Annotated in this window: 14 protein-coding genes; 8 read left to right on the top strand and 6 right to left on the bottom strand. The window is 66.9% G+C overall.

The features are described 5' to 3' along the window. Positions 1 to 43: 43 nt before the first annotated feature. Positions 44 to 700, top strand: a complete 657-nt coding sequence (locus NMD1_RS03265) for a 2-hydroxychromene-2-carboxylate isomerase (protein WP_125953610.1) — start codon at positions 44 to 46, stop codon at positions 698 to 700. A 6-nt stretch (positions 701 to 706) separates the two neighbouring features. Here the strand turns inward: NMD1_RS03265 and NMD1_RS03260 are convergent, their stop codons facing one another. Next, entirely contained in the window at positions 707 to 3,019 is a 2,313-nt protein-coding gene (locus NMD1_RS03260; protein ID WP_158453882.1) for a bifunctional diguanylate cyclase/phosphodiesterase, read from the bottom strand. A 259-nt stretch (positions 3,020 to 3,278) separates the two neighbouring features. Here NMD1_RS03260 and NMD1_RS03255 point away from each other — a divergent pair, with 259 nt between their 5' ends. Beyond that, entirely contained in the window at positions 3,279 to 4,757 is a 1,479-nt protein-coding gene (locus NMD1_RS03255; RefSeq protein WP_125953608.1) for a hypothetical protein, read from the top strand. A gap of 28 nt (positions 4,758 to 4,785) precedes the next feature. Here the strand turns inward: NMD1_RS03255 and NMD1_RS03250 are convergent, their stop codons facing one another. Genes NMD1_RS03250 through NMD1_RS03230 form a run of 5 tightly spaced genes read right to left on the bottom strand, consistent with a single transcriptional unit; the run spans position 4,786 to position 10,664 of the window. Further along, positions 4,786 to 5,652: a BadF/BadG/BcrA/BcrD ATPase family protein gene (locus tag NMD1_RS03250; RefSeq protein ID WP_125953607.1), complete on the bottom strand. Its 867-nt coding sequence runs from the start codon at positions 5,650 to 5,652 to the stop codon at positions 4,786 to 4,788. Next, entirely contained in the window at positions 5,649 to 7,364 is a 1,716-nt protein-coding gene (dld, locus tag NMD1_RS03245; protein ID WP_125953606.1) for a D-lactate dehydrogenase, read from the bottom strand. The genes NMD1_RS03250 and dld overlap by 4 nt, the downstream gene beginning before the upstream one ends. A 17-nt stretch (positions 7,365 to 7,381) precedes the next feature. Further along, positions 7,382 to 8,446 (bottom strand): beta-N-acetylglucosaminidase domain-containing protein, encoded by a 1,065-nt coding sequence (locus NMD1_RS03240; RefSeq protein ID WP_125953605.1) that lies wholly within the window; start codon positions 8,444 to 8,446, stop codon positions 7,382 to 7,384. Beyond that, a complete protein-coding gene (nagA, locus tag NMD1_RS03235) occupies positions 8,443 to 9,594 on the bottom strand; it encodes an N-acetylglucosamine-6-phosphate deacetylase (RefSeq protein ID WP_125953604.1) in 1,152 nt (383 codons plus the stop codon). The genes NMD1_RS03240 and nagA overlap by 4 nt, the downstream gene beginning before the upstream one ends. After that, positions 9,591 to 10,664, bottom strand: a complete 1,074-nt coding sequence (locus NMD1_RS03230; protein ID WP_233497322.1) for an SIS domain-containing protein — start codon at positions 10,662 to 10,664, stop codon at positions 9,591 to 9,593. Before NMD1_RS03230 ends, nagA begins: the two co-directional genes overlap by 4 nt. Before the next feature lie 145 nt (positions 10,665 to 10,809). On the opposite strand from NMD1_RS03230, the gene NMD1_RS03225 reads away from it, so the two are divergent. The 6 genes from NMD1_RS03225 (at position 10,810) to NMD1_RS03200 (ending at position 18,999) form a co-directional block, all read left to right on the top strand. Continuing rightward, the gene (locus tag NMD1_RS03225) at positions 10,810 to 11,667 is read left to right on the top strand and encodes a protein phosphatase 2C domain-containing protein (protein WP_125953603.1); all 858 of its coding nucleotides are present in this window, start codon (positions 10,810 to 10,812) and stop codon (positions 11,665 to 11,667) included. After that, on the top strand, positions 11,667 to 12,773 hold the full coding sequence (locus NMD1_RS03220; RefSeq protein WP_125953602.1) for an anhydro-N-acetylmuramic acid kinase: 1,107 nt from the start codon (positions 11,667 to 11,669) through the stop codon (positions 12,771 to 12,773). The genes NMD1_RS03225 and NMD1_RS03220 overlap by 1 nt, the downstream gene beginning before the upstream one ends. Before the next feature lie 144 nt (positions 12,774 to 12,917). Then, a complete protein-coding gene (locus NMD1_RS03215; RefSeq protein ID WP_233497321.1) occupies positions 12,918 to 15,674 on the top strand; it encodes a TonB-dependent receptor domain-containing protein in 2,757 nt (918 codons plus the stop codon). A gap of 107 nt (positions 15,675 to 15,781) precedes the next feature. Further along, positions 15,782 to 17,347: a sodium:solute symporter gene (locus NMD1_RS03210; protein ID WP_125953601.1), complete on the top strand. Its 1,566-nt coding sequence runs from the start codon at positions 15,782 to 15,784 to the stop codon at positions 17,345 to 17,347. A gap of 25 nt (positions 17,348 to 17,372) precedes the next feature. Further along, on the top strand, positions 17,373 to 18,263 hold the full coding sequence (locus tag NMD1_RS03205; RefSeq protein ID WP_125953600.1) for an N-acetylmuramic acid 6-phosphate etherase: 891 nt from the start codon (positions 17,373 to 17,375) through the stop codon (positions 18,261 to 18,263). A gap of 7 nt (positions 18,264 to 18,270) precedes the next feature. Then, positions 18,271 to 18,999: a GntR family transcriptional regulator gene (locus tag NMD1_RS03200; protein ID WP_124808256.1), complete on the top strand. Its 729-nt coding sequence runs from the start codon at positions 18,271 to 18,273 to the stop codon at positions 18,997 to 18,999. The last annotated feature ends 171 nt before the right edge of the window (positions 19,000 to 19,170 follow it).

Genomic DNA, 19,170 nt, shown 5'->3' with positions numbered 1-19,170 from the left:
GGCTCGCGAGGCGACATGATCGCCGCGAAGGAGGCTTCCGGCCATGTCCGCGTTCCCACCCGCGACCACGCCCGCCACGTTCTATTTCGATCTGGTGTCGCCGTTCGCGTACCTGATGTGGAAGCAGTTGCGCCGGAACGCTACGCTGGCGTTGCGGCCCGAACCCGTTCTGCTGGGGGGCCTGCTTCAGCACTGGGGGCAACTGGGGCCAGCCGAAGTGCCGCCCAAGCGCATCCAGATCTACCGCATGTGCCAGTGGCTTGCCGATCGCTACGGCATTCCGTTCCGCTTCCCCGATGTGCATCCGTTCCGCTCGATCGAGGCGCTGCGCCTGCTGGTAGCGCTCGATGCGCGGATCGATGCGGTGGACGCCCTGTTCGATGCGGTGTTCCGCGATGGCCTCGATCTTGGCGATCCGGCCAATCTGGAAGCGTTCGGCCGGGCGCTGGGGCTGGACCGCGTGGCGGCGGTACTCGCCGCGCCCACGGTAAAGGACCGTCTGCGCGCCAATACCGAGGCGGCCATCGCGCGGGGCGTCTTCGGCGTGCCGACGGTGGAAGTGGGCGCGGAACTTTTCTGGGGGTTCGACACGATCGGGATGATCGACGATTATCTGGCCAATCCCGCACTGTTTCGAGCCCCCGCGATGGCCCGGCTGGAAGGGCTGGGCTATGGCGTGCCGCGCCGGACGAACGGATAGGACCTATCAGGCTGCGCGGTTTCGGTTTTCCGCGTCGTCGTCTTGCGTTTCGGCGGGCGCGCCATCGCTACCGCCCTGCTGCGCAGCGGGACGGGTCCCCTGCCCGATGCCATCCGGATCGATCGCCTGGGAGATGAGGAAGCCCTGGATCTCGGTGCACCCCTTGTCGCGCAGCGCCTGAAGCTGTGCGTCGGTCTCGACGCCTTCCGCCGTGGTGTCCATGCCCAGGCTGCCCGCCAGCCCGGTGATGGCCTGGATGATGGCGCGCGATTCGGCGTTGTGATCGAGCGATTCCACGAAGCACCGGTCGATCTTGATCTTGTCGAAGGGAAAGCTGCGCAGATAGTTGAGCGAGGAATAGCCCGTTCCGAAATCGTCGAGCGCGATGCGCACGCCAATCTCGCGCAGCTTGTACAGCGTCGATACGTTGGCTTCGCTGTCCTGCATCAGCACGGTTTCGGTGATTTCAAGCTCCAGCCGACCGGCGTCGATTCCCGCGCTGGCCAGCGCGTTGACCACGGTGGGGATCAGGTTCGCGCTGCGCATCTGCGCGGGTGAAAGATTGACCGAGATGCGCAGGTCGGCGGGCCATAGCGCGAGCTGCGCCGTCGCCTGGCGGATCACCCATTCGCCCACCTGCACGATCAGCCCGGTTTCCTCGGCCAGCGGGATGAAGGCGTTGGGCATGATCAGCCCGCGCGTGGGATGCTGCCAGCGGATCAGGGCCTCGTAGCCCACCACGTCTCCCGACGAGATGTTGACGAGCGGCTGGTAGTGCAGCGTGAACTCGTTACGCACCAGCGCCGCGCGCAGGTCCATTTCCAGGTCGCGCCGTTCGCGCGCAGCTTCGTCCATGCCAATCTGGAAATGGGCGAAGCGGTTCCGGCCGTTTGTCTTCGCGCTGTACAGCGCCAGGTCGGCACGCTTCATGACTTCGGTGGGATCGCTGTCGGCCACGGTGGCGAAGGCAATGCCGATGCTGGTCGACGTCATCACCTGCATCCCGTCGAGGATGAACGGCTGGTCGACCGCATCGATGATCCGGGCAGCGCAGGCTTCCACCTCGTCTGGCGATTTCACCCGCTCGATCAGGACGGCGAATTCGTCGCCTCCTAGGCGGGCCACCATGGCCTTTTCCTGTACGCAGGCCTCGATGCGGCGCGCGACTTCGCACAGCAGGCGATCGCCGATGGGATGCCCCAGCGTATCGTTCACCGATTTGAACTGGTCGAGATCGAGGCACAGGACGGCCGTCCGTTCCTCTTCGTGCAGCCGCTTGACCGCGCGGCCCAGCGTCTCGTTGAACAGGAAGCGGTTGGCGAGGTCGGTCAGGCCACAATAGTGCGCCATGTAGCTGACCCGTGCTTCCGCCCGCATTTCCGCCGTCACGTCGGAGGCGACGCCCTGCATGCGGCCGCCGGCGCGTGGCTGGGCGGAAAGCCGCCACCAGCACGTTTCGTCTCCCACGGTGATCTGCACGGTCAGATCGCGGAAAGCCTGCCGTTTCCGAAGCATCTCGACGAGCCGTTCGTGCTCGTGCCCTGCGTCGAACAGCGAGAGCAGGGCGTGCCCTTCAAGTGTTTCCCGGTCACGCCCGCTGGCTTCGACGAAGCGATCCGTCGGGGCTAGGATCATCCCCTCCCGGTCGATCGACCAGAGCCAGTCCGCGCTTTGCGCCTCGTAGTCCTTGAGCAGGAGCTGCACGGTTTCCGCGCTTTCCCGAAGCGCCTGCTCGCGCGCGACCTTTTCGGCAAATACCTTTTCGGTGCCCTTGATCGAGCGGGACAGGACGGCGGCGTAGCACAGGATCAGCAGCGTGCCCGTCGTCGCCAGGGGATTGCCGGAAAGCAGCCACCCGGCGATCGAGCCGATCGTCAGCGGGATCATGTAGGCAAACGCCGCCCGTGGAAGCGGGCCATAGCTGATGACCGCGGCTCCCATCATGCCGCCGGTGAGCATGGCCAGCAGCGTGAATACGCCAGGCGTGGCGTCAAAGCCGCCAATCGCCATGGAAAAGCCCCAGGCAACGCCGTTCAGGCTGGCAAGTAGCTCGATGAAGCGGCCATCCTTTGATGGGGACAAATCCTCGTAATCGTTCTTTGCCAGGCGGCGCGCGTGCAGAATCCGGACGAGGCCTTGCCCCAGGACCAGCAAGGTCCAGAACGCGATGGCCGCGTGGGAGACCGAGGACCACAGGACGGTCGCTACGATGATTGCGTTTACGATGCCGCCGATGACGGCCGTCCGCGCCAGTTTCAGGCTGGCTTCGACCTGCGCCTTGCGTAGAGCCTGTCCATCCGTCGTATCCACCAAGTTCATCTGCGGTCCATAACCTGCGGCAACGCAACGCTTGTCGGGGTATGGCGATCCTTCACCTTGCCTGGCGCTGCTTAGGAGGCGAAGTTTATTGGTCACAATCGTTAAGTTCGGTTGAATTCGAACAGGCGGTTTCCACCGATCCGGAGCATGTTCGGGGCCGACCCTGGGAGCCATGGCATTGACCGGCCGCATCGATACTTCGCCTTAACGCCCTTCCGTCTAGAAGGGTGGTTCTTTCGCGTTAAACAGGGAGCAACCGGTGCGCGTGCCTGCAAGGGTCAAACTGCTGACGATTCTGGCCCTGCCGGTGCTGGCGCTGCCCTTGCTGTCCGGTGCGGGGGCGGGAGCCGGGCAAAGCCTGCGCTATGCCGACGTTTCCATGCCGGAAACGCTGGCCGGCGCGCAGGATGCGCCTCCGGCACCCCCGGCGGCCACGTTGCCACCCGACCAGGCCGATCGCGCCTATCCGTTCTATATGCCGATGGATGGCCTGCGCCGCCCCGCCGTCCGGCTGCTGGTGAAATGCGATGCCTCGCGCGCCGCCGGCCGTGAAGTCTATGCCGGACGGAGCGTTGACGATTTCGGCGGGCGCATCGAAGGGGGCTACGAACTCGTTTACGAAGCGCTAGATGGCGCTGGGCAACCGTGCGTCTATCCGTTCGCGCCGCTGGTGCCGCAGGTCGCGGGCGATCTGCGCGGAACTCAATATATCCTGCGCTCGTCGATCCCTGGGCGTCGCGTCACGTTCCGGTCGGGGAACGAGTGGGCGTCCGTCGGCCTTCACCTCTACGACATCGGCCAGCAGCGGCTGCATTTCGAAATGCGCGATGTCGAACTGGACTTCCCCGGCGCGATCCAGCCGATCGGCGCGGTCTATCTCGAAGCTTTCGACGGGCATCGGCCGGGCCTGTTCACCGCTGTTATCCGGCGCTCGAAGATCTACGGCGGCAAGAACGCGATCTTCGTCCCCAGCGGCCAGACCATGCTCTATGTCGAGGACAGCGAGATTGCCGGCAACGTCGGCACCAACAGCGATCAGGAACACAGTACCTATATCAACGGTACGCTGGTTTCGCATTTCGTCCGTTCGAGCTGGCAGGGCCAGCGCGCGTGGCAGAACCTCGCCAGCGGCCACCAGATCAAGGACAAGGCTTATCTGCGCATCTACGAGAACGTAACGGTATCGAACCGACCCGTCGGTTCCACGCCGTCGGCCATGCCGCTGCTGGATGTCAGCGCCTTTGGCTTCACGTGGTCGAACGGGCTGCGGCTGAACCGGATCGCGCCGGCGCAGGCGCCGCGCGAAGGACTCGTCGATCTGCGTACCGAACTGCGGTATGGCGCGCCGGAGAATTACCCCTGGAGCCTGCTGACCGATCCCGCGTGGCGAATGCCGCCCACGAAAGCCGCTGTCGTCGGGCAGGCGCTGGACAAGGTCTATCTGTCGATTTTTCTCAACACCACGGTCCAGAGCTTCCGGACGGAGCCTTATGCGATCGCGCTGCGCCCGCAAGGAACGCATCTCGCGCCCGATGGCGTGGCGATGGAAGGCAACAGCCAGACGACGCTGGCGCAGCAGCGCATGGTCTCCATGGCGTTCAACACCAGGGGAACGCTGGCGCAGGTCTATGCGCCGCAGGGCTGGACGTTGGTCGATCCGGCACTGCCGCCCCAAGCGCGGTGGGTCACGGACCGCGACGCGTTCATCCGTCACGCACTGGGACTGATCGGGCGCTGACGGCGGGTATCCGGGCCGCCCGCCGGGGTCAGGCCGGTCCGCGATAACCGGCGAGACGGAGCGCGCCATCGAGGGAATCGCCGAGCGGATCGCTCAGGCGTTCGACGGTGCGGGAACGCAGCCAGGGCTTCATGCGGGGGGCGAGTCCACCCACCAGCGTGCAGCGCGTGGCGCCGCGCTCGAAGATCGTCTCGATGAAGCGCTCGATATGGGCGGCCGCGTCTTCCACGATCGAGCGGGCGATGGCGTCGTCGGCTTCGGCATAGTCCATCACCAGCGGCGCAAAGGCGCCATAGTCGCGCGGCGTGGCCTGATCCATCCACGCGATCGCCTGTGCCGTATCGTGGTTGAAGCGCTCGGTCACGGCGGCGCTCAGCGGCGTGCGGCGGGTGCGCCCGTCGAGCGCGCGCAGAGCGTGGCGCATGGCGGACAGGCCAAGCGCCGCGCCGCTGCCCTCGTCGGAAATGGGAAAGCCGTAGCCGCCGATGGTGAAATCCTCGCCATGCACGCGCAACTGGGCGGCGCTGCCGGTGCCGATGATCAGGATCGCCCCGTCTTCGCCGCCATGCGCGCCAAGGTTGGCGATCTGCGCGTCGGTGGCATAGGCGACCGAGGCGAAGCCGAAATCCAGTTCACCAAGCGCTTCGCGCACGCCTGGGCGCGTAATGCCGGCAATGCCCATGCCGGCGCGGACCTGCGCCCGCTGTGGCGGGGCAAGGCCGGCCTGCGCCACCGCCTGGTCGGCGGTATCCTTCAAGGTATCATAGAGCGCGTCGATGCCGATGCGCGCATTGGCGGTGCCCGAACGGCCTTCGCCGATGGTGGCGCCGGCCGCATCGATCAGGCGCGCGCGGCAATTGCTGCCGCCGGCGTCGATGCCGAGGAAATAGGTCATGGCCGGTGTTCTCCAGGGGTTGCCGTTGCGGTCCAGCCGCGGCCGCGGGCGGTGTGGCCGATGCCGGGGTTCAGCTGGTTGCGCGGATCGATGCTGCGGTAGAAGTGTTCCAGCTCGGGCCGCGCGACGTAGAGATGGCCGACGTTGTGTTCGGCCGGATACTGCGCCCCGCGCGCGTCCAGCAGCGCCCACAGCGCGTGTTCGAACGCCAGCGGATCGGTGCCCTTGCGCACGATGTAGTCCTGATGGAACACCTGGCAGAAGAAGTGCCCGTAATAGAGCGCGTGAATCGTCTTGTCGGCGAGGTCCTGCGGCAGTCTTTCGCGCCATTCGCGGGTGTTGCGGGGCAGCGCGACGTCGAGCGCGACGATATCCTCCACCTCCCGCCGATGCACCGCGCGATAGCGGACGGCCGCGCCGGCGGCGACGAAGCGGTGCAGGAAGGCTTTGGCGCTTTCCGCCGGCGTGCATTCGAAATGATCGCCGTTCTCATCACCGGGAAACAGGCGGGCAAGCAGCCCGCGCGTGGCCTCTGCCTGATCGCGCGAGACCTTGAGGATCAGGTGGTGCGCGAAGCGATCGCGGAAGGCGCGCATCCGTGCGGGCAGGGGATCGGGCACGAACCGGCTGGCCCACTGCATCACCCGGTCGCTCAGGCCGTTGCCGAACAGCGCATCGAACCGGCCCTTGGCGGCAAAGAGCGCGGGCAGCCGGTCCGTGCCGAGCCGCTCGATCGCGAAGAACATGTCGCGGCCATAGCGGTCGGCCACGTCGAACGCGGTCTGGTGCATGTATTCCCCGGCGATCGGCGGCTGCGCGAAATCGCGCAGCATCGTCCGGCGCAGTTCGGTGAGCGGTTCGGGCGAAGCTGCGCCGATGTAGAAGGTGGCGGTGTCTTCCTCGCGCGCGAACGTGTCGAGCCGGACGGCGAAGACGATCAGCTTGCCCGCGCTGCCGGCGCTTTCGAACAGGCAGCGCGGATCGGCATTGAACCGCGCCGGGCTCATGCTGTCGACATCGCGCACATGCTCGGCATAGCGATGGTCGTGCGCCCGGCGGTCGAGGGCGGGATCGATGTCGGCTTCCGCGAAGGCCCACGCGTCCAGCCGGGCGAGCATCGTTTCGGGATCGTCCCCCAGCGCGATGCCGAGGTGGTTGACCAGCGCCAGCGTGCCGTCGGGCCGGACCTGCGCGTACAGCGCCAGCTCGGTATAGGCCGGCCCGCGCCGCACGAGCGACCCGCCCGAGTTGTTGCAGACGCCGCCCACGACCGAGGCGCCGAGGCAGGAGGAGCCGATCACCGAATGCGGCTCGCGCCCAAAGGGGCGCAGCGCCTGCTCCAGACGGTGCAGCGTTGTGCCCGGCAGGCATAGCACTTGCGCGCCATCGCGGATGACATGCAGCGCGGAAAGGCGTGTGGTGCTGATGATGACGAGCCCGCCGGGATAATCCGCGCCATCGGGCGTGGAGCCGCCGGTCAGCCCGGTGTTCGAAGCCTGCATGATGATCGAGACGTCAGCCGCGACGCAGGCCTGCGCGACCTTCCAAAGCTCGACCAGGCTACCCGGCCGCACCACGGCAAGCGCCGGCCCGCTGCCGGTGCGATAGCCCTGGCGATAGCGCGCCGTGGCGCGCGCGGACGTTAGCACATGACGCTGCCCCACCGCCTCGCGCAGCCGCTCCAGCAGTTCCGTGTCGCGTTTTCCTGTCATGGCGCCGTTGTCTGGTCCTATTGGGTCTGGACTTCGTCGTCGGTCATCAGGTCGTCGCCGTCCAGCCAGCGAACGATCTCGCGCGCGGCGGGATGGTCGATCGACGCATAGCGCGCCCGCAGGCGCTCGCCGCGCGATCCCAGCCGTTCAAGGCCAACGTCCTGAAGCGCCGGAAGATCCTGTTGCAGCATCTGCGCGAACTCCGCGCCCAGCACCTGCCGCGCGGCCTCAGCGAACGCCGCGCCATAGGCGTAGGCTTCGCCCTGCCGGTAAACCGCAGCCAGCGTCAGGGCGGGAATGCAGCCGAGATGCGCCTGGATCGCGGGGTTGATCGCGTGGCCCGAAACGTGCGGAGCGATAGCGGCGGAGCGGCCGGTGAACGCGCGCAGATGGAGAAAGCGTGACATGCGCGCGCCGTCGTTGACCGGATAGTTGTCCCACAGGCAGACCGGACGCCCCAGTTCCTGCGCCACGCGCTCCACATGGGCGCGGTCGATCGCCCGCGAGCAGACCTCCTCGCCGGTCCAGTAAACCCGGACCGCCGGATCGAGCCGCCGTCCCAGTTCAGCGAGATAGCCGGCCGGCCGGTCGCCGAACACCAGATCAAGCACCGGGTCGTCCGAATAGTAGGTGGGGCAGGTATAGACCCGCGTCGCCCGGGTCAGGCCCGCGCAGAAGTTGACCACGTCTGCCTGTCGCGCGGCAAGGTCCGGCATGTCGCCGCGCAGATCGTCGAACAGAATGGCAAGGTCGTCGATGCCGATGGCGTCGAGATCCGCCACCCGCCGGGCGAGGGCGGCGCGGGCCTCGTCGTCGAACGGGTGCGTCGAGCCGATCGGCGTCAGCGCGATGCCGAACCGCATCCCCGCCGCGCGCACGTGGGCGGAGAGGCGACCAAGCATAGCGGTCTGTTCGGGGTCGTGGCGCTCACGCCAGGCGCGGCGCAATGCGCGGTCGGCCTTGGGGCCGTAATGGTAGAAGCCATAGCCCGCCGCCGCGAGCGTCTGCACGACATGGCCGCGCTCCGCCTCGGTCCAGATGCGCCCGAAGCGGCCTTCGATCAGGCCCAGTTCGGGCATCATGCGCGGTGATCCGCGCGTGCGCCGGCGATCCAGGTGGCGGTAACCGAGCGCGACGCATCAAGGTGGACGAGATCGGCGCGCAAGCCCGGCGCGATGGCGCCGGTTTCGTGGTCGAGCCGCAGGAATCGCGCGGGATTGCCGCTCGCCATGCGCGATGCGGTCACGATGTCGCAGCCGAGCAGCTCCATCGTGTTGCACAGCGCCTGCACCATGGTCAGCGCCGATCCGGCGAGCGTGCCGTCCGGCCCCCGGCAGGTGCCGTCGACCACCGCGATGTCCTGGCCCATCAGCGTGAACCGGTCTTGCGTGCCGCCGACCGGGGGCATCGCATCGGTCACCAGCATCGCGCCGTCGCCTCCCCGTGCGCGCAGCGCCACGCGCAGGGCGGCGGGATGAACATGGAGGCCGTCGACGATAAGCCCGAAATGGCTGGCGCGATCTTCCAGCGCCGCGCCGACCATGCCGGGTTCGCGGCTGAGAAACTGCGTCATGGCATTGAACAGATGGGTGAAACCCGCCAGTCCCTCTTCCAGCGCGGCGCGGGTCTGGTCGTAGTCCGCAAGGCTGTGCCCCGCGCACACCAGCACGCCCGCATCGGTCAGCGTGCGCACGGTTCCCGCAGGGGCGAGTTCGGGCGCCAGCGTCACCACGCGCCGTCCCAGGGTGGGCTGCGCCAGCCGCGCGATGACTTCCGCATCGACCGCTGTGAAGCGCGCCTTGTCGTGGATGCCCTTCTTCGCGGGGTTGAGATGCGGGCCTTCGATGTGAATGCCGAGCACACCCGGCACCCGGTCGGCCAGCGCCGCCTCGCCCGCCGCGATGGCGGTTTCGACCACGCCGGCATAGTCGCTGATCAGCGTCGGCAGCAGCCCGGTCGTGCCGAAGCGACGATGGGCGGTGGCGATGGCGCGGATGCCCTCGACCGAGGGGTGATCGTTGAACAGCACGTCGCCGCCGCCGTTGACCTGCACGTCGATAAAGCCCGGCAGCAGCCAGCCACCGCCAAGGTCATGGCGGGCGCAGCCGGCCGGCAGGGCATCCGCCGCAGCAAGGCCGGCAATGCGGTCGCCATCGAGCAACAGCGCCTGCCCTTCGGCAATCGCGTCGGCCAGAACGATGCTCGCGCCGGTAAGTGCCGTCAGCGTCATAGCGTGCGCGTTACCTTGTTGAGATGCGGAGGGCTATCGGGATCGCACCCCCGCGCCAGCGAAAGCGCATTGGCCAGGCCGTAGAAGCTCTGGATCTGCGCGATAGCGCCCAGCACGGGGTGGACCTGCGTGTCCATCGGCAGGACGAGGCTCGCGGGCTCCACGTCTTCGGGCAAGCCGGCGGCGATCACGTTAGCGCCCCGCGCCGCGAAATCCTCCAGTCGCGCGCGAAGGCCGGTCCGGGCAATATCGAGCGGGGCGAGGACCAGCACCGGATCGCCCGCGCCCACCAGCGTCATCGGGCCATGCGCCACTTCGGCGCTGCTGAAGGCCTCGGCATGAAGGTTCGATGTCTCCTTCAGCTTGAGCGCGGCTTCGCCAGCGACGGGCAGGCTGGGGCCACGGCCCAGCACGAGCATCTCGCTCGCGTCCCTCAACGGCGCGACGGCGGCAGTCCAGTCGGCCGCGGCGGCCTGTTCGAGCACGCGTCCCGTCTGGGGCAGCGCTTCCAGCAGGGCCGCGTCCTGGCTCCACTCGGCGACAAGATGGGTGAGCGCGACGAGCGTACAAAGGAAGCTCTTGGTCGCCGCCACGCTGGTTTCGGGGCCGGCGTGGACGGGAACGACTATCTCGGCGAGGTCGGCGAGGGGGGAGGCGGCATCGTTGACCACGGCGATGACCACCGCACCCCGCGCGCGCGCGTCATCGGCGGCGGCGAGCAGATCGGGGCTGCGGCCCGATTGCGAGATCGCGATCAGCGGCACGTCGCGGAAATGGGCCGAGGTCGCGTGATAGAGCGAACCGGTCGACGGGGCGTGGCTGACCGTGGGGATGCCGGCTTTCGTTTCCAGCAGGAACTTGGCGAAGGCGGCGGCCTGATCGGAGCTGCCGCGCGCCAACGTCGCCGCGAAGGGCGGGGCGAGCGCGCGCAGGCGCTGGCCGGCGTCGCGGACCAGATTGGTATTAAGCTGGAGCTGCCGCGCGCACAATGCCGGCGCGGACAGCGCTTCTGCGGCCATCCGCGTTGCGCCCGGAGCGAGCGTCTCGATGGTATGGGGAGTCGAGGTCATGGCGCGCTAGATACCATTCAGGGTGATTTACTCAAGTGGCATTAAATTGGTTTTGTCATCTTCCAAAATGATGATACCGATCTGGCGAAGCCGCGATGCGGCGGCGGGACGGTATCGTCTGCGTGGGGCTCAGGGAGGCGTGTGCATGCTCAGGATCGAGATAGCGGCCACCGATCACCAGGGCGCGGTCAACGAGGATATTGTCGGGCATTGCGGAGACGCCGCCTGGGTGATCGACGGCGCGACCGGAATCGGCGCCTCGCTGCTGGAAGAACCAAGTGACGCGGCATGGCTGGCGCAAACGGCGAGTCGGTTCCTTGCCGACGTCCTGCGCACGCATCCGGCGATGCCCACGGCCGATGTGCTGCGCACGGTCATGGCGCAGTGTGGCGAAGCCCTGCTGCGCCAGCGCGTGCGCGAACCGGAAGGGCGTCACGAGTTGCCCTCCGCGGCGTTTGCCATGGTGCGGGCGGTGGATGGCATGGCGGAGATCACCACCCTGGCCGACTGCCGCGTGGTGGCGGCCGATGCGGACGGCGCGGCGCGGTTCTGGGGCAGCGCAGCGCTGGATGCGATCGAAGGACGCACCTTGGCCGCTTTGCGCGGGGTTCTGGCGGAAGACCCCGCGATCACGCCGGATGCGCTCAAGGAGCGGCTGATGCCGGGCCTTGTCGCCAATCGCCGACTGATGAACCGGGATGGCGGATACTGGGTGCTCGGCACCGAACCGGCGGCGGCCGACCATGTCTTGCAGGCACGGATTCCGCTGCGTGCCGGCCAGCGCTTCGCCATCGCAAGCGACGGTTTTCTGCGCCTTGCCGAACTGTTTGACGTGGCCGGCCCGGCCGATTTTCTGGCCATCCGCAGCGCCGACGAATGGCGGCGCTGGATCGATGCGCTGCGGGCGCTGGAACGTGCGCCGGGCTCCTTGCGTCGCTTCGCGCGCGTCAAACCGCACGACGACGCGAGCCTTGTCGTCTGCCGCTGGGAGGAAACGGACTGATGCTGGTGATGGGATACATGAGCGGGACCTCGCTCGATGGCGTCGATGTCGCGCTGGTGGAAACCGATGGCGAACGGATTGATGGGTACGGGCCATGCCTGCTGGTTCCGTTCTCCGACGCTGAGCGCGCCGTTGTGGTGCGGGCGACGCATGATGCGCTGGCGTGGGATGGGCATGGCAGCGTGCCGTCCTCGTTCGCGGAGGCGGGGGCGGTGATCGACGCAGGCTATCTGCGCGCGGGCCGTGCGGTGATCGAACAGGCGGGGCGGAAGCCTGATCTTGTAGGCTTTCATGGGCAAACTCTGCTGCACCGGCCGCGCCGCCAGCTTTCCGTGCAGGTCGGCGATCCGCAGGCGCTGGCCGATGTGCTGGATGTGCCCGTGGTCGCGCAGATGCGGCAGGATGATTTGCGCGCGGGCGGGGAAGGTGCGCCGCTGGTGCCTGCCTACCACGCCGCGCTGGCGGTGCGGCTGGGTCTTTCGGGACCGCTGGCGTTCCTGAACCTCGGCGGCGTGGCCAACGTAACCTGGATCGGCGCGGACGGGGAACTGGTCGCCTTCGATACCGGTCCCGCCAATGGTCTTATCGATCTGGTCGTACAGCAGCGCGGCGCGGGCCGTTACGACGACGGCGGCAGGCTGGCGGCGGCGGGCCAGGTCGATGGGCGGATTCTGGCCGATCTGTTGGCGCACGAACACTTCCGGGGCAAAGGCCCCCGCTCGCTGGATCGCTACGACTTTTCACTGGATTGCCTGACGGATCTGGCGCTGGAAGATGCGGTGGCGACGTTGACGGCGTTCACGGTGGAATCCGTGGCGCTGGCCGGTCGCAGCCTGCCCGAGCCGCCCAAGGCCTGGATTGTTTGCGGTGGCGGTTGCCACAATCCCGTGCTGATGCGGGGGTTGCGCGATCGACTCGGCGATTGCCGGGCGGCTGGCGATCTGGGACTGCGCAGCGATTTCGTCGAGGCCGAGGCCATGGCGTTCCTGGCGGCGCGCAGCCTGCGCGGATTGCCGCTGACCTATCCCGGCACGACCGGCGTGAAAGCGCCGCAAACCGGTGGAATGCTGTGGCGTCCGCAGGCCGCATCCGCTGTTGTGGTATGATAAAAATAGTACCAGTTAGATACCGATACTTTACATTCACGCACAGGTATGCATTTTGAAGGCCAATCCAGCCGAGCAAGCCGCCGACTCTTCGGGTCGCACTGTTAGAGCAGCGACGGCGACTGGGTTCAGGGAAACAGGAAAATGAAGGGAAATCCCATGGTGAAATCCTATCGTCATGCCGTGGCTACGGCCGCTCTCGCCGTCGCGCTGGTGCAGGGGACGGGCGTTGCGCACGCGCAGTCCGCCGATGCGCCGTCGGATGCCGGCGCCGAAGCGCCCGCCGCGGCGGAGATCGTCGTTACCGGCACGCGCATCGCCGTGCCCGGCCTCACCGCGAGCAGCCCCGTCGCTTCGACCAGCGAGGAGAAGATCAAGCTCCAGTCGGCGCTGACGATCGAGGATTTCTCGACCAAGCTGCCGCAGCTTTCGGGTGGCGTCCGCCAGGGTTCGCAGGGTAGCGACGCGTTCGGTGCGCAGGTTCTCGAACTGCGCAACTTCGGCCAGAGCCGTTCGCTGGTGCTGATCGACGGCACCCGTGCCGCGCCGTTCAGCTTCCGCAATTCGGTGGACGTGAACGCGATTCCGGCCTCGCTGATCAAGCGGGTGGACGTGCTGACCGGTGGCGCGGCCGCCGTCTATGGCGCGGATGCCGTGGCCGGCGTGGTCAACTTCATCCTCAACGACGATTTCGAAGGCCTGCGCGCCACCTCCGCCGCGCGCCTCGCCACGCATGGCGGCGCGCAGTACGGCGGCTCGCTGATGCTGGGCGCCGGGCTTGGCGATCGCGGCCACATCGTGATCGCGGCGGACTATACCCAGCGTGACGGGATCACCGCCAGCCAGCGCAGCTGGGCGACCACGCCCAACCAGACGATCCCCAGCATCGGCGGCGTCTTCACCGACGTGGCCAGCGGCCGCAAGTTCGGCTTTACCGATGGTGGCGCGTTCACGACCACGCCTTCGGCCACCTCGAACATCTCGGGCAGCTATCCGCTGGTTTCGCCGTTGAAGCGCATCAACGTGGCCGCGCTGTTCAAGTACGAGATCACGCCGCAGGTCGAAATCTACGGCCGCGCGATGTACACCAACGCCCGCACCGAAGAGACCGGCACGCCGGGCGCAACGCCTGCCTCGGTCAACCGCGTGGTCTCGATCAACCAGAACAACCCGTTCCTGACCGACCAGATCCGCAACCAGCTGACGTTCGTGAACGGCGCGGCGCAAGTCAACGTCTCGCGCTCGCTGGCCGAACTCGGTCTCGTCACGTACCATACGGAACGCGACACGCTGCAGTTCCAGACCGGTCTGCGCGGCCCGCTGACGGCCTCGACCAAGTGGAACATCTATGCGCAGTACAGCCGCTCGACGGAGAACTCGCTGATTACCGGCGATGGCCTCGTCACCAACGCGGCGGGCGTGAACAACTTCGGCGCGATCGTGAACACCGTGAACATCTTCGGGCCGAACCAGAGCGCTCTGGCCGGCGCGCTGGGCAGCTCGATCAACGGCTTCAACCGCAAGCGCGATCAGTTCGTCACCGCCGCCACGCTGAGCGGCACGCTGGAGGAGCTGTTCTCGCTGCCCGCCGGGCCGATCGGCTTCGCGATCGGCGCGGAATACCGCAAGGAGAACGCGACCATCGCGCAGGACAGCGCGCTGCTCACCGGCAATACCTATCGCCAGGGCGTGCAGGCGGCCTACAAGGGTTCGTTCGATGTGGCGGAGCTTTATGGCGAAGTGCTCGTGCCGCTGCTGCATGACCTGCCGCTGATCCGCAAGCTGAACGTCGGTGGCGCCTATCGCTATTCGCACTATAACCTGTTCGGCAACCACGGTACCTGGAAGGCGGAAGCCAACTGGGAAGTCGATGCCAACCTGCGTCTGCGCGGCACCTACCAGCGGGTTTTGCGCGCGCCGAACTTCGGCGAGTTCGCGGCCAGCACCTCGTCGCTGCCGTTCAACAACCTGGTCACGGTCGATCGCCTCAAGCCGCGCTATGGCGGCGATCCCTGCGTGCTCGGCACCGGCAACGCCGCGCAGTGCGCGCGCTTCGGCGCCCCGGCGGTGGGTTCGGCGGATTCCATGTCCGCCAGCTACCTGACCGGCAACTACTATTACGGCGGCAATCCCAACATCAAGCCGGAGACCGGCTATACCAAGACGCTGGGCGCGGTGCTGACGCCCACCTTCGTGCCGGGTCTCAACGTCACGGTCGACTGGTACGAGCTGGACCTGCGCGGTGCTGTCGGCGTGATCCAGCCGATCGCCGCGATCACCAGCTGCTACATCACCAACCCTTCGGCCAGCAACCCGCTCTGCGGGCTGGTGACGCGCGATCCGACGACCGGCTATTTCAAGGACGCCTACGTCAACAACCAGAACCTTGGCCGCCTGTTGCAGCGCGGGTTCGACATCGCGGCGAACTACACCGTCCGCCCCGACTGGCTGCCCGGCAAGGGCATGCGCCTCAGCTATCAGGGCAACATCGTCACGTCCTATCTGATCCAGGCCAACGCCACGGTGGCGGCGGTGCAGTGCAAGGGCACCTTCGGCGCGACCTGTTCGAGCGATGGCACCACGCTGGTCCAGCCCGATTATCGTCACACCGTGGGTCTCGGCTGGATGTTCGACAAGGGCGTGATCCAGTTCGACTGGCAGCGCATCGGCAAGGTGCGGTCGAGCACGGCCGGATCGAAGGAAACGCTGGCAGCGCAGGACACCTTCGACCTGTCGGCCTCGTATGAGTTCACCAAGGCGATCACGCTGACGGCGGGTATCTACAACCTGTTCGACAAGGATCCGCCGCGTGTCTCTACCGGTGGCGTGTTCAACACGTTCCCCGATACCTACGACATCATGGGGCGCACGATCGGCCTTTCGCTGACCGCGCATCTCTGAGACCCTGCCACCCTTCGCGGCGTCCGGTCGGTCCCTGCTGACCGGACGCCGGCTTTTTCCAAGGCCCCGGCCATGGCATGCCGGGCAAAGGACGGGAGAATTCCGCAATGACGCTGCCTTTCTCGATGGCAGACTGGCTGGTGATCGCTGGCTACCTCCTGCTGCTCGTCGGGGGAGGATGGATCTTCACGCCCCGCAAGACCGCGTCGGCACACGACTATTTCCTGGCGGGTGGCAACGTGCCGGCCTGGCTCGCGGCGATTTCGGTGCTGTCTGCCACGCAGTCCGCCGCGACCTTCCTGGGCGGGCCGGACTATGGCTATCACGGCGATCTCACCTATCTCAGCGGCAACATCGGCGGTTTGCTGGGCGCGATCTTCGTCGCCCATGTGCTGATCCCGCGCTTTTACCGGATCAAGGCGACGACCGCCTATGAACTCCTGACCCTGCGTTTCAGCGAGAAGGCGACGCGCTGGGCCGGCGGGATGTTCCTGGTCGGCCGCGTCTTTGCCGGCGGCGCGCGTGTCTATCTTGCCGCCATCGCTCTCGCCATGGTGATTACCGGCACGGTCGAGGCGCAGGGCATCATGATCGCGGCCGCGCTGCTGGTGGTGGCAAGCGTGCTGTTCACCTTCGTCGGCGGGCTCAAGTCGGTGCTGTGGAACGACCTGATCCAGTTCGTCGTCTATCTGGGGTCCGCCATTGCGGTGCTGGTGTTCCTGCGCCTGTCGATCCCGGCATCGACGGCGGAGATCATCCACGGGCTGTCCCATACGCCCGAAGGCGTGGACAAGCTGCGGCTATTCGATTTCTCGATCGATCCGTCGCGCCCGTTCTCGATGCTGGCGATCCTGACGGGCCTGACGCTGCTCTACATCGCCAATGCGGGCATGGATCAGGATACCACCCAGCGCCTGCTCGCCTGCCGGGATGCGAAGACTGGCGCGCGCAGCCTTTACCTCTCGGTCTTGGCGACGGTTCCGGTGGTGGGCATGTTCATTGTCATCGGGCTGTTGCTTTACGTCTTCTATGACCGGCCGGACCTGATGGGCGGGGCTACGGCGGTTGCCGGCAACGAGTTCGGCGGTGAGAAGATCAGCATTTTCATGCATTACATCCTGACCCAGCTTCCCGGCGGATTGCGCGGTCTGGTGACCGTGGGCATCTGCGCCGCGGCCGTCGCCACGACCAATTCCGCGCTCAACGCGATGTCCTCGGTGCTGGTGCAGGACTTCTATCGCCCGTGGCGCGCAAGGCGCGGCGCCGTGGCCGAACACCACTACGTGCAGGCGGGCCGCGCCGGCATGGGCGTGATCGGCTTCGCGATGTTCGTAATGGCGGTCGTCTCGTTCTACTGGCAGCGCTATTCGGACATGGGCCTGCTGGAATTCGCGCTGCAGGTCATGGTCTTCACTTATGCGGGCCTGCTCGGCGTCTATTTCACCGCGCTGTTCACGCGGCGGGGAACGACCGGATCGGTCATCGCATCGCTGCTGGTGGGCTTCTTCGCTGTGCTGCTGTTGCAGCCCGCGATCGCGCGCGCGATCGGCCTGCCGGCCGCGCTGCTCGGCCTGTCGTTTCCCTTCCAGCTCTGCATTGGCACGCTGGTGGCCTTCGTGGTCTGTGCCGTGGTGCCGGGGCCGGGCGGGCCAGCGGTTTCCGAAACAGATTGATCCCCGCCCGGCGGAAAAGGATGTCATGAATACCGAAGCTCTCGATCCGCGCTACCGTGATCTCGATCTCTGGCCGACGGACTTGGCGGTGGAGGCCATGCTCGAAGGCCAGATGGCGGCGATCGCGGCCATCCAGACGCAGACCCACGCCATCGCCCGCGCGGCGGAAGCGGCGGCTGAGCGCCTCGGCGCGACGGGGCGGCTGGTGTTCGTCGGCGCGGGCACATCGGGGCGGCTTGCCGTGCAGGATGGCACGGAACTGCACCCCACCTTCGGCTGGCCGATGGAGCGGATGGTGTTCCGGATGGCTGGGGGTCTCGGCGCGCTGACCGAAGCCTATGAAGGCGCGGAAGACGATGCGAAGGCAGGCTGCGCCGAAGTTGCCGAGGCAGGGATCGGGCCGGCGGACGTCGTCATCGGCGTCGCCGCCAGCGGGCGCACGCCCTACACTGTCGCGGCGATCGAGCAGGCCCGTCGGCTGGGCGCGCTGACCATCGGTATCGCCAACAATGCCGGCTCGGTTCTTGCCGAAAAGGCCGAGCACGCGATCGTGGCGGTGACCGGCAGCGAGGTCGTCGCCGGGTCCACCCGGATGAAGGCCGGTACGGCGCAGAAGGCAGTCCTCAACCTGCTTTCGACCGCGATCATGATCCGGCGCGGACTGGTCTACGAAGGGCGCATGGTGGCCATGCGCATATCCAACGCGAAGCTCTTGCAACGGGGGCGCGGCATGGTTCAGGATATCGCCGGGGTGGACGCCGAAGCCGCCGCGCAGGCGCTTGAGGCGGCCGGGAACGAGATCCGGCTTGGCGCGATCGTGGCACTGGGCGTTCCGGTACGGGAAGGGCAGGATCTTCTCGACGCCAACGGGGGTGACCTGCGCAAGGTCATGAGGGCGCTGGAAAGGCGAGATTGAGCAAACGATGCAAGACATTGCCTGGACACGCAGCGGGGAAGGAACGCCGCTCTACCTGCAACTGGCCCGCAGCCTGCGCGAACACATCAGCAGCGGGGCCATCGATCCGGGCAGTGCGCTTCCGTCGGAGCGCGATCTCAGCGAAATGGCCGGTCTCTCGCGCGTCACCGTGCGCAAGGGGATCGAACAGTTGATCGACGAAGGCGTGCTGGTCCGCAAGCAGGGTTCCGGCACGTTCGTCGCCCGCCGCATCGAAACGCCGGGCGGCAAGCTTAGCAGCTTCAGCGACGAAACGCGGTCACGCGGCGAAAATCCCGGCGTTGTCTGGATCAACAAGGGCTATGCGCAGCCGACCGAGGAAGAGGCTGCTGCCCTCGAAATCGCCGCGAACGCGCGCGTCGCCCGGCTGGGGCGCGTTCGTCTGGCGGGAGGAGAACCTCTGGCGATCGAACATGCCGTGGTCCCGGCGGAGTTCATTCCCGATCTCGAAGCGCTGGGCGATTCCCTCTACCAGGCGCTCGACCGTTATGGCTTCCGGCCGACGGCCGGCACGCAACGCGTGCGGGCATCGCTGGCGACGCCGACGGAAGCAGGCATTTTGTGCGTGCGGCAGAATTCGGAAGTTCTGCGGATCGAACGCAAGACCTGGGTGCCCAGTGGGCGCATCGTGGAATTCACGCGATCGGTCTATCGCGGCGACCGCTATGAGTTCGTGAGCGATCTCAAAGACATCTGACCGCATGGCCGAGGCCGCGAGGGCGCTTGCGGGATCATCGCACACAGCAGGGTGCTTCGAGTGCGGCGTGGAGGTCTGACGCAAGCCGCCTTCTCCAAATGGCGTGCAGGCGCAATCCGGTTGCATACTGCGCGCATCCGCCCCCCATTACGCAAGCCGATTGCCGCGCCC

The sequence above is a fragment of the Novosphingobium sp. MD-1 genome (assembly GCF_001014975.1).
Classification (GTDB): domain Bacteria; phylum Pseudomonadota; class Alphaproteobacteria; order Sphingomonadales; family Sphingomonadaceae; genus Novosphingobium.
This window is presented reverse-complemented; position numbering and strand designations above follow the sequence as displayed.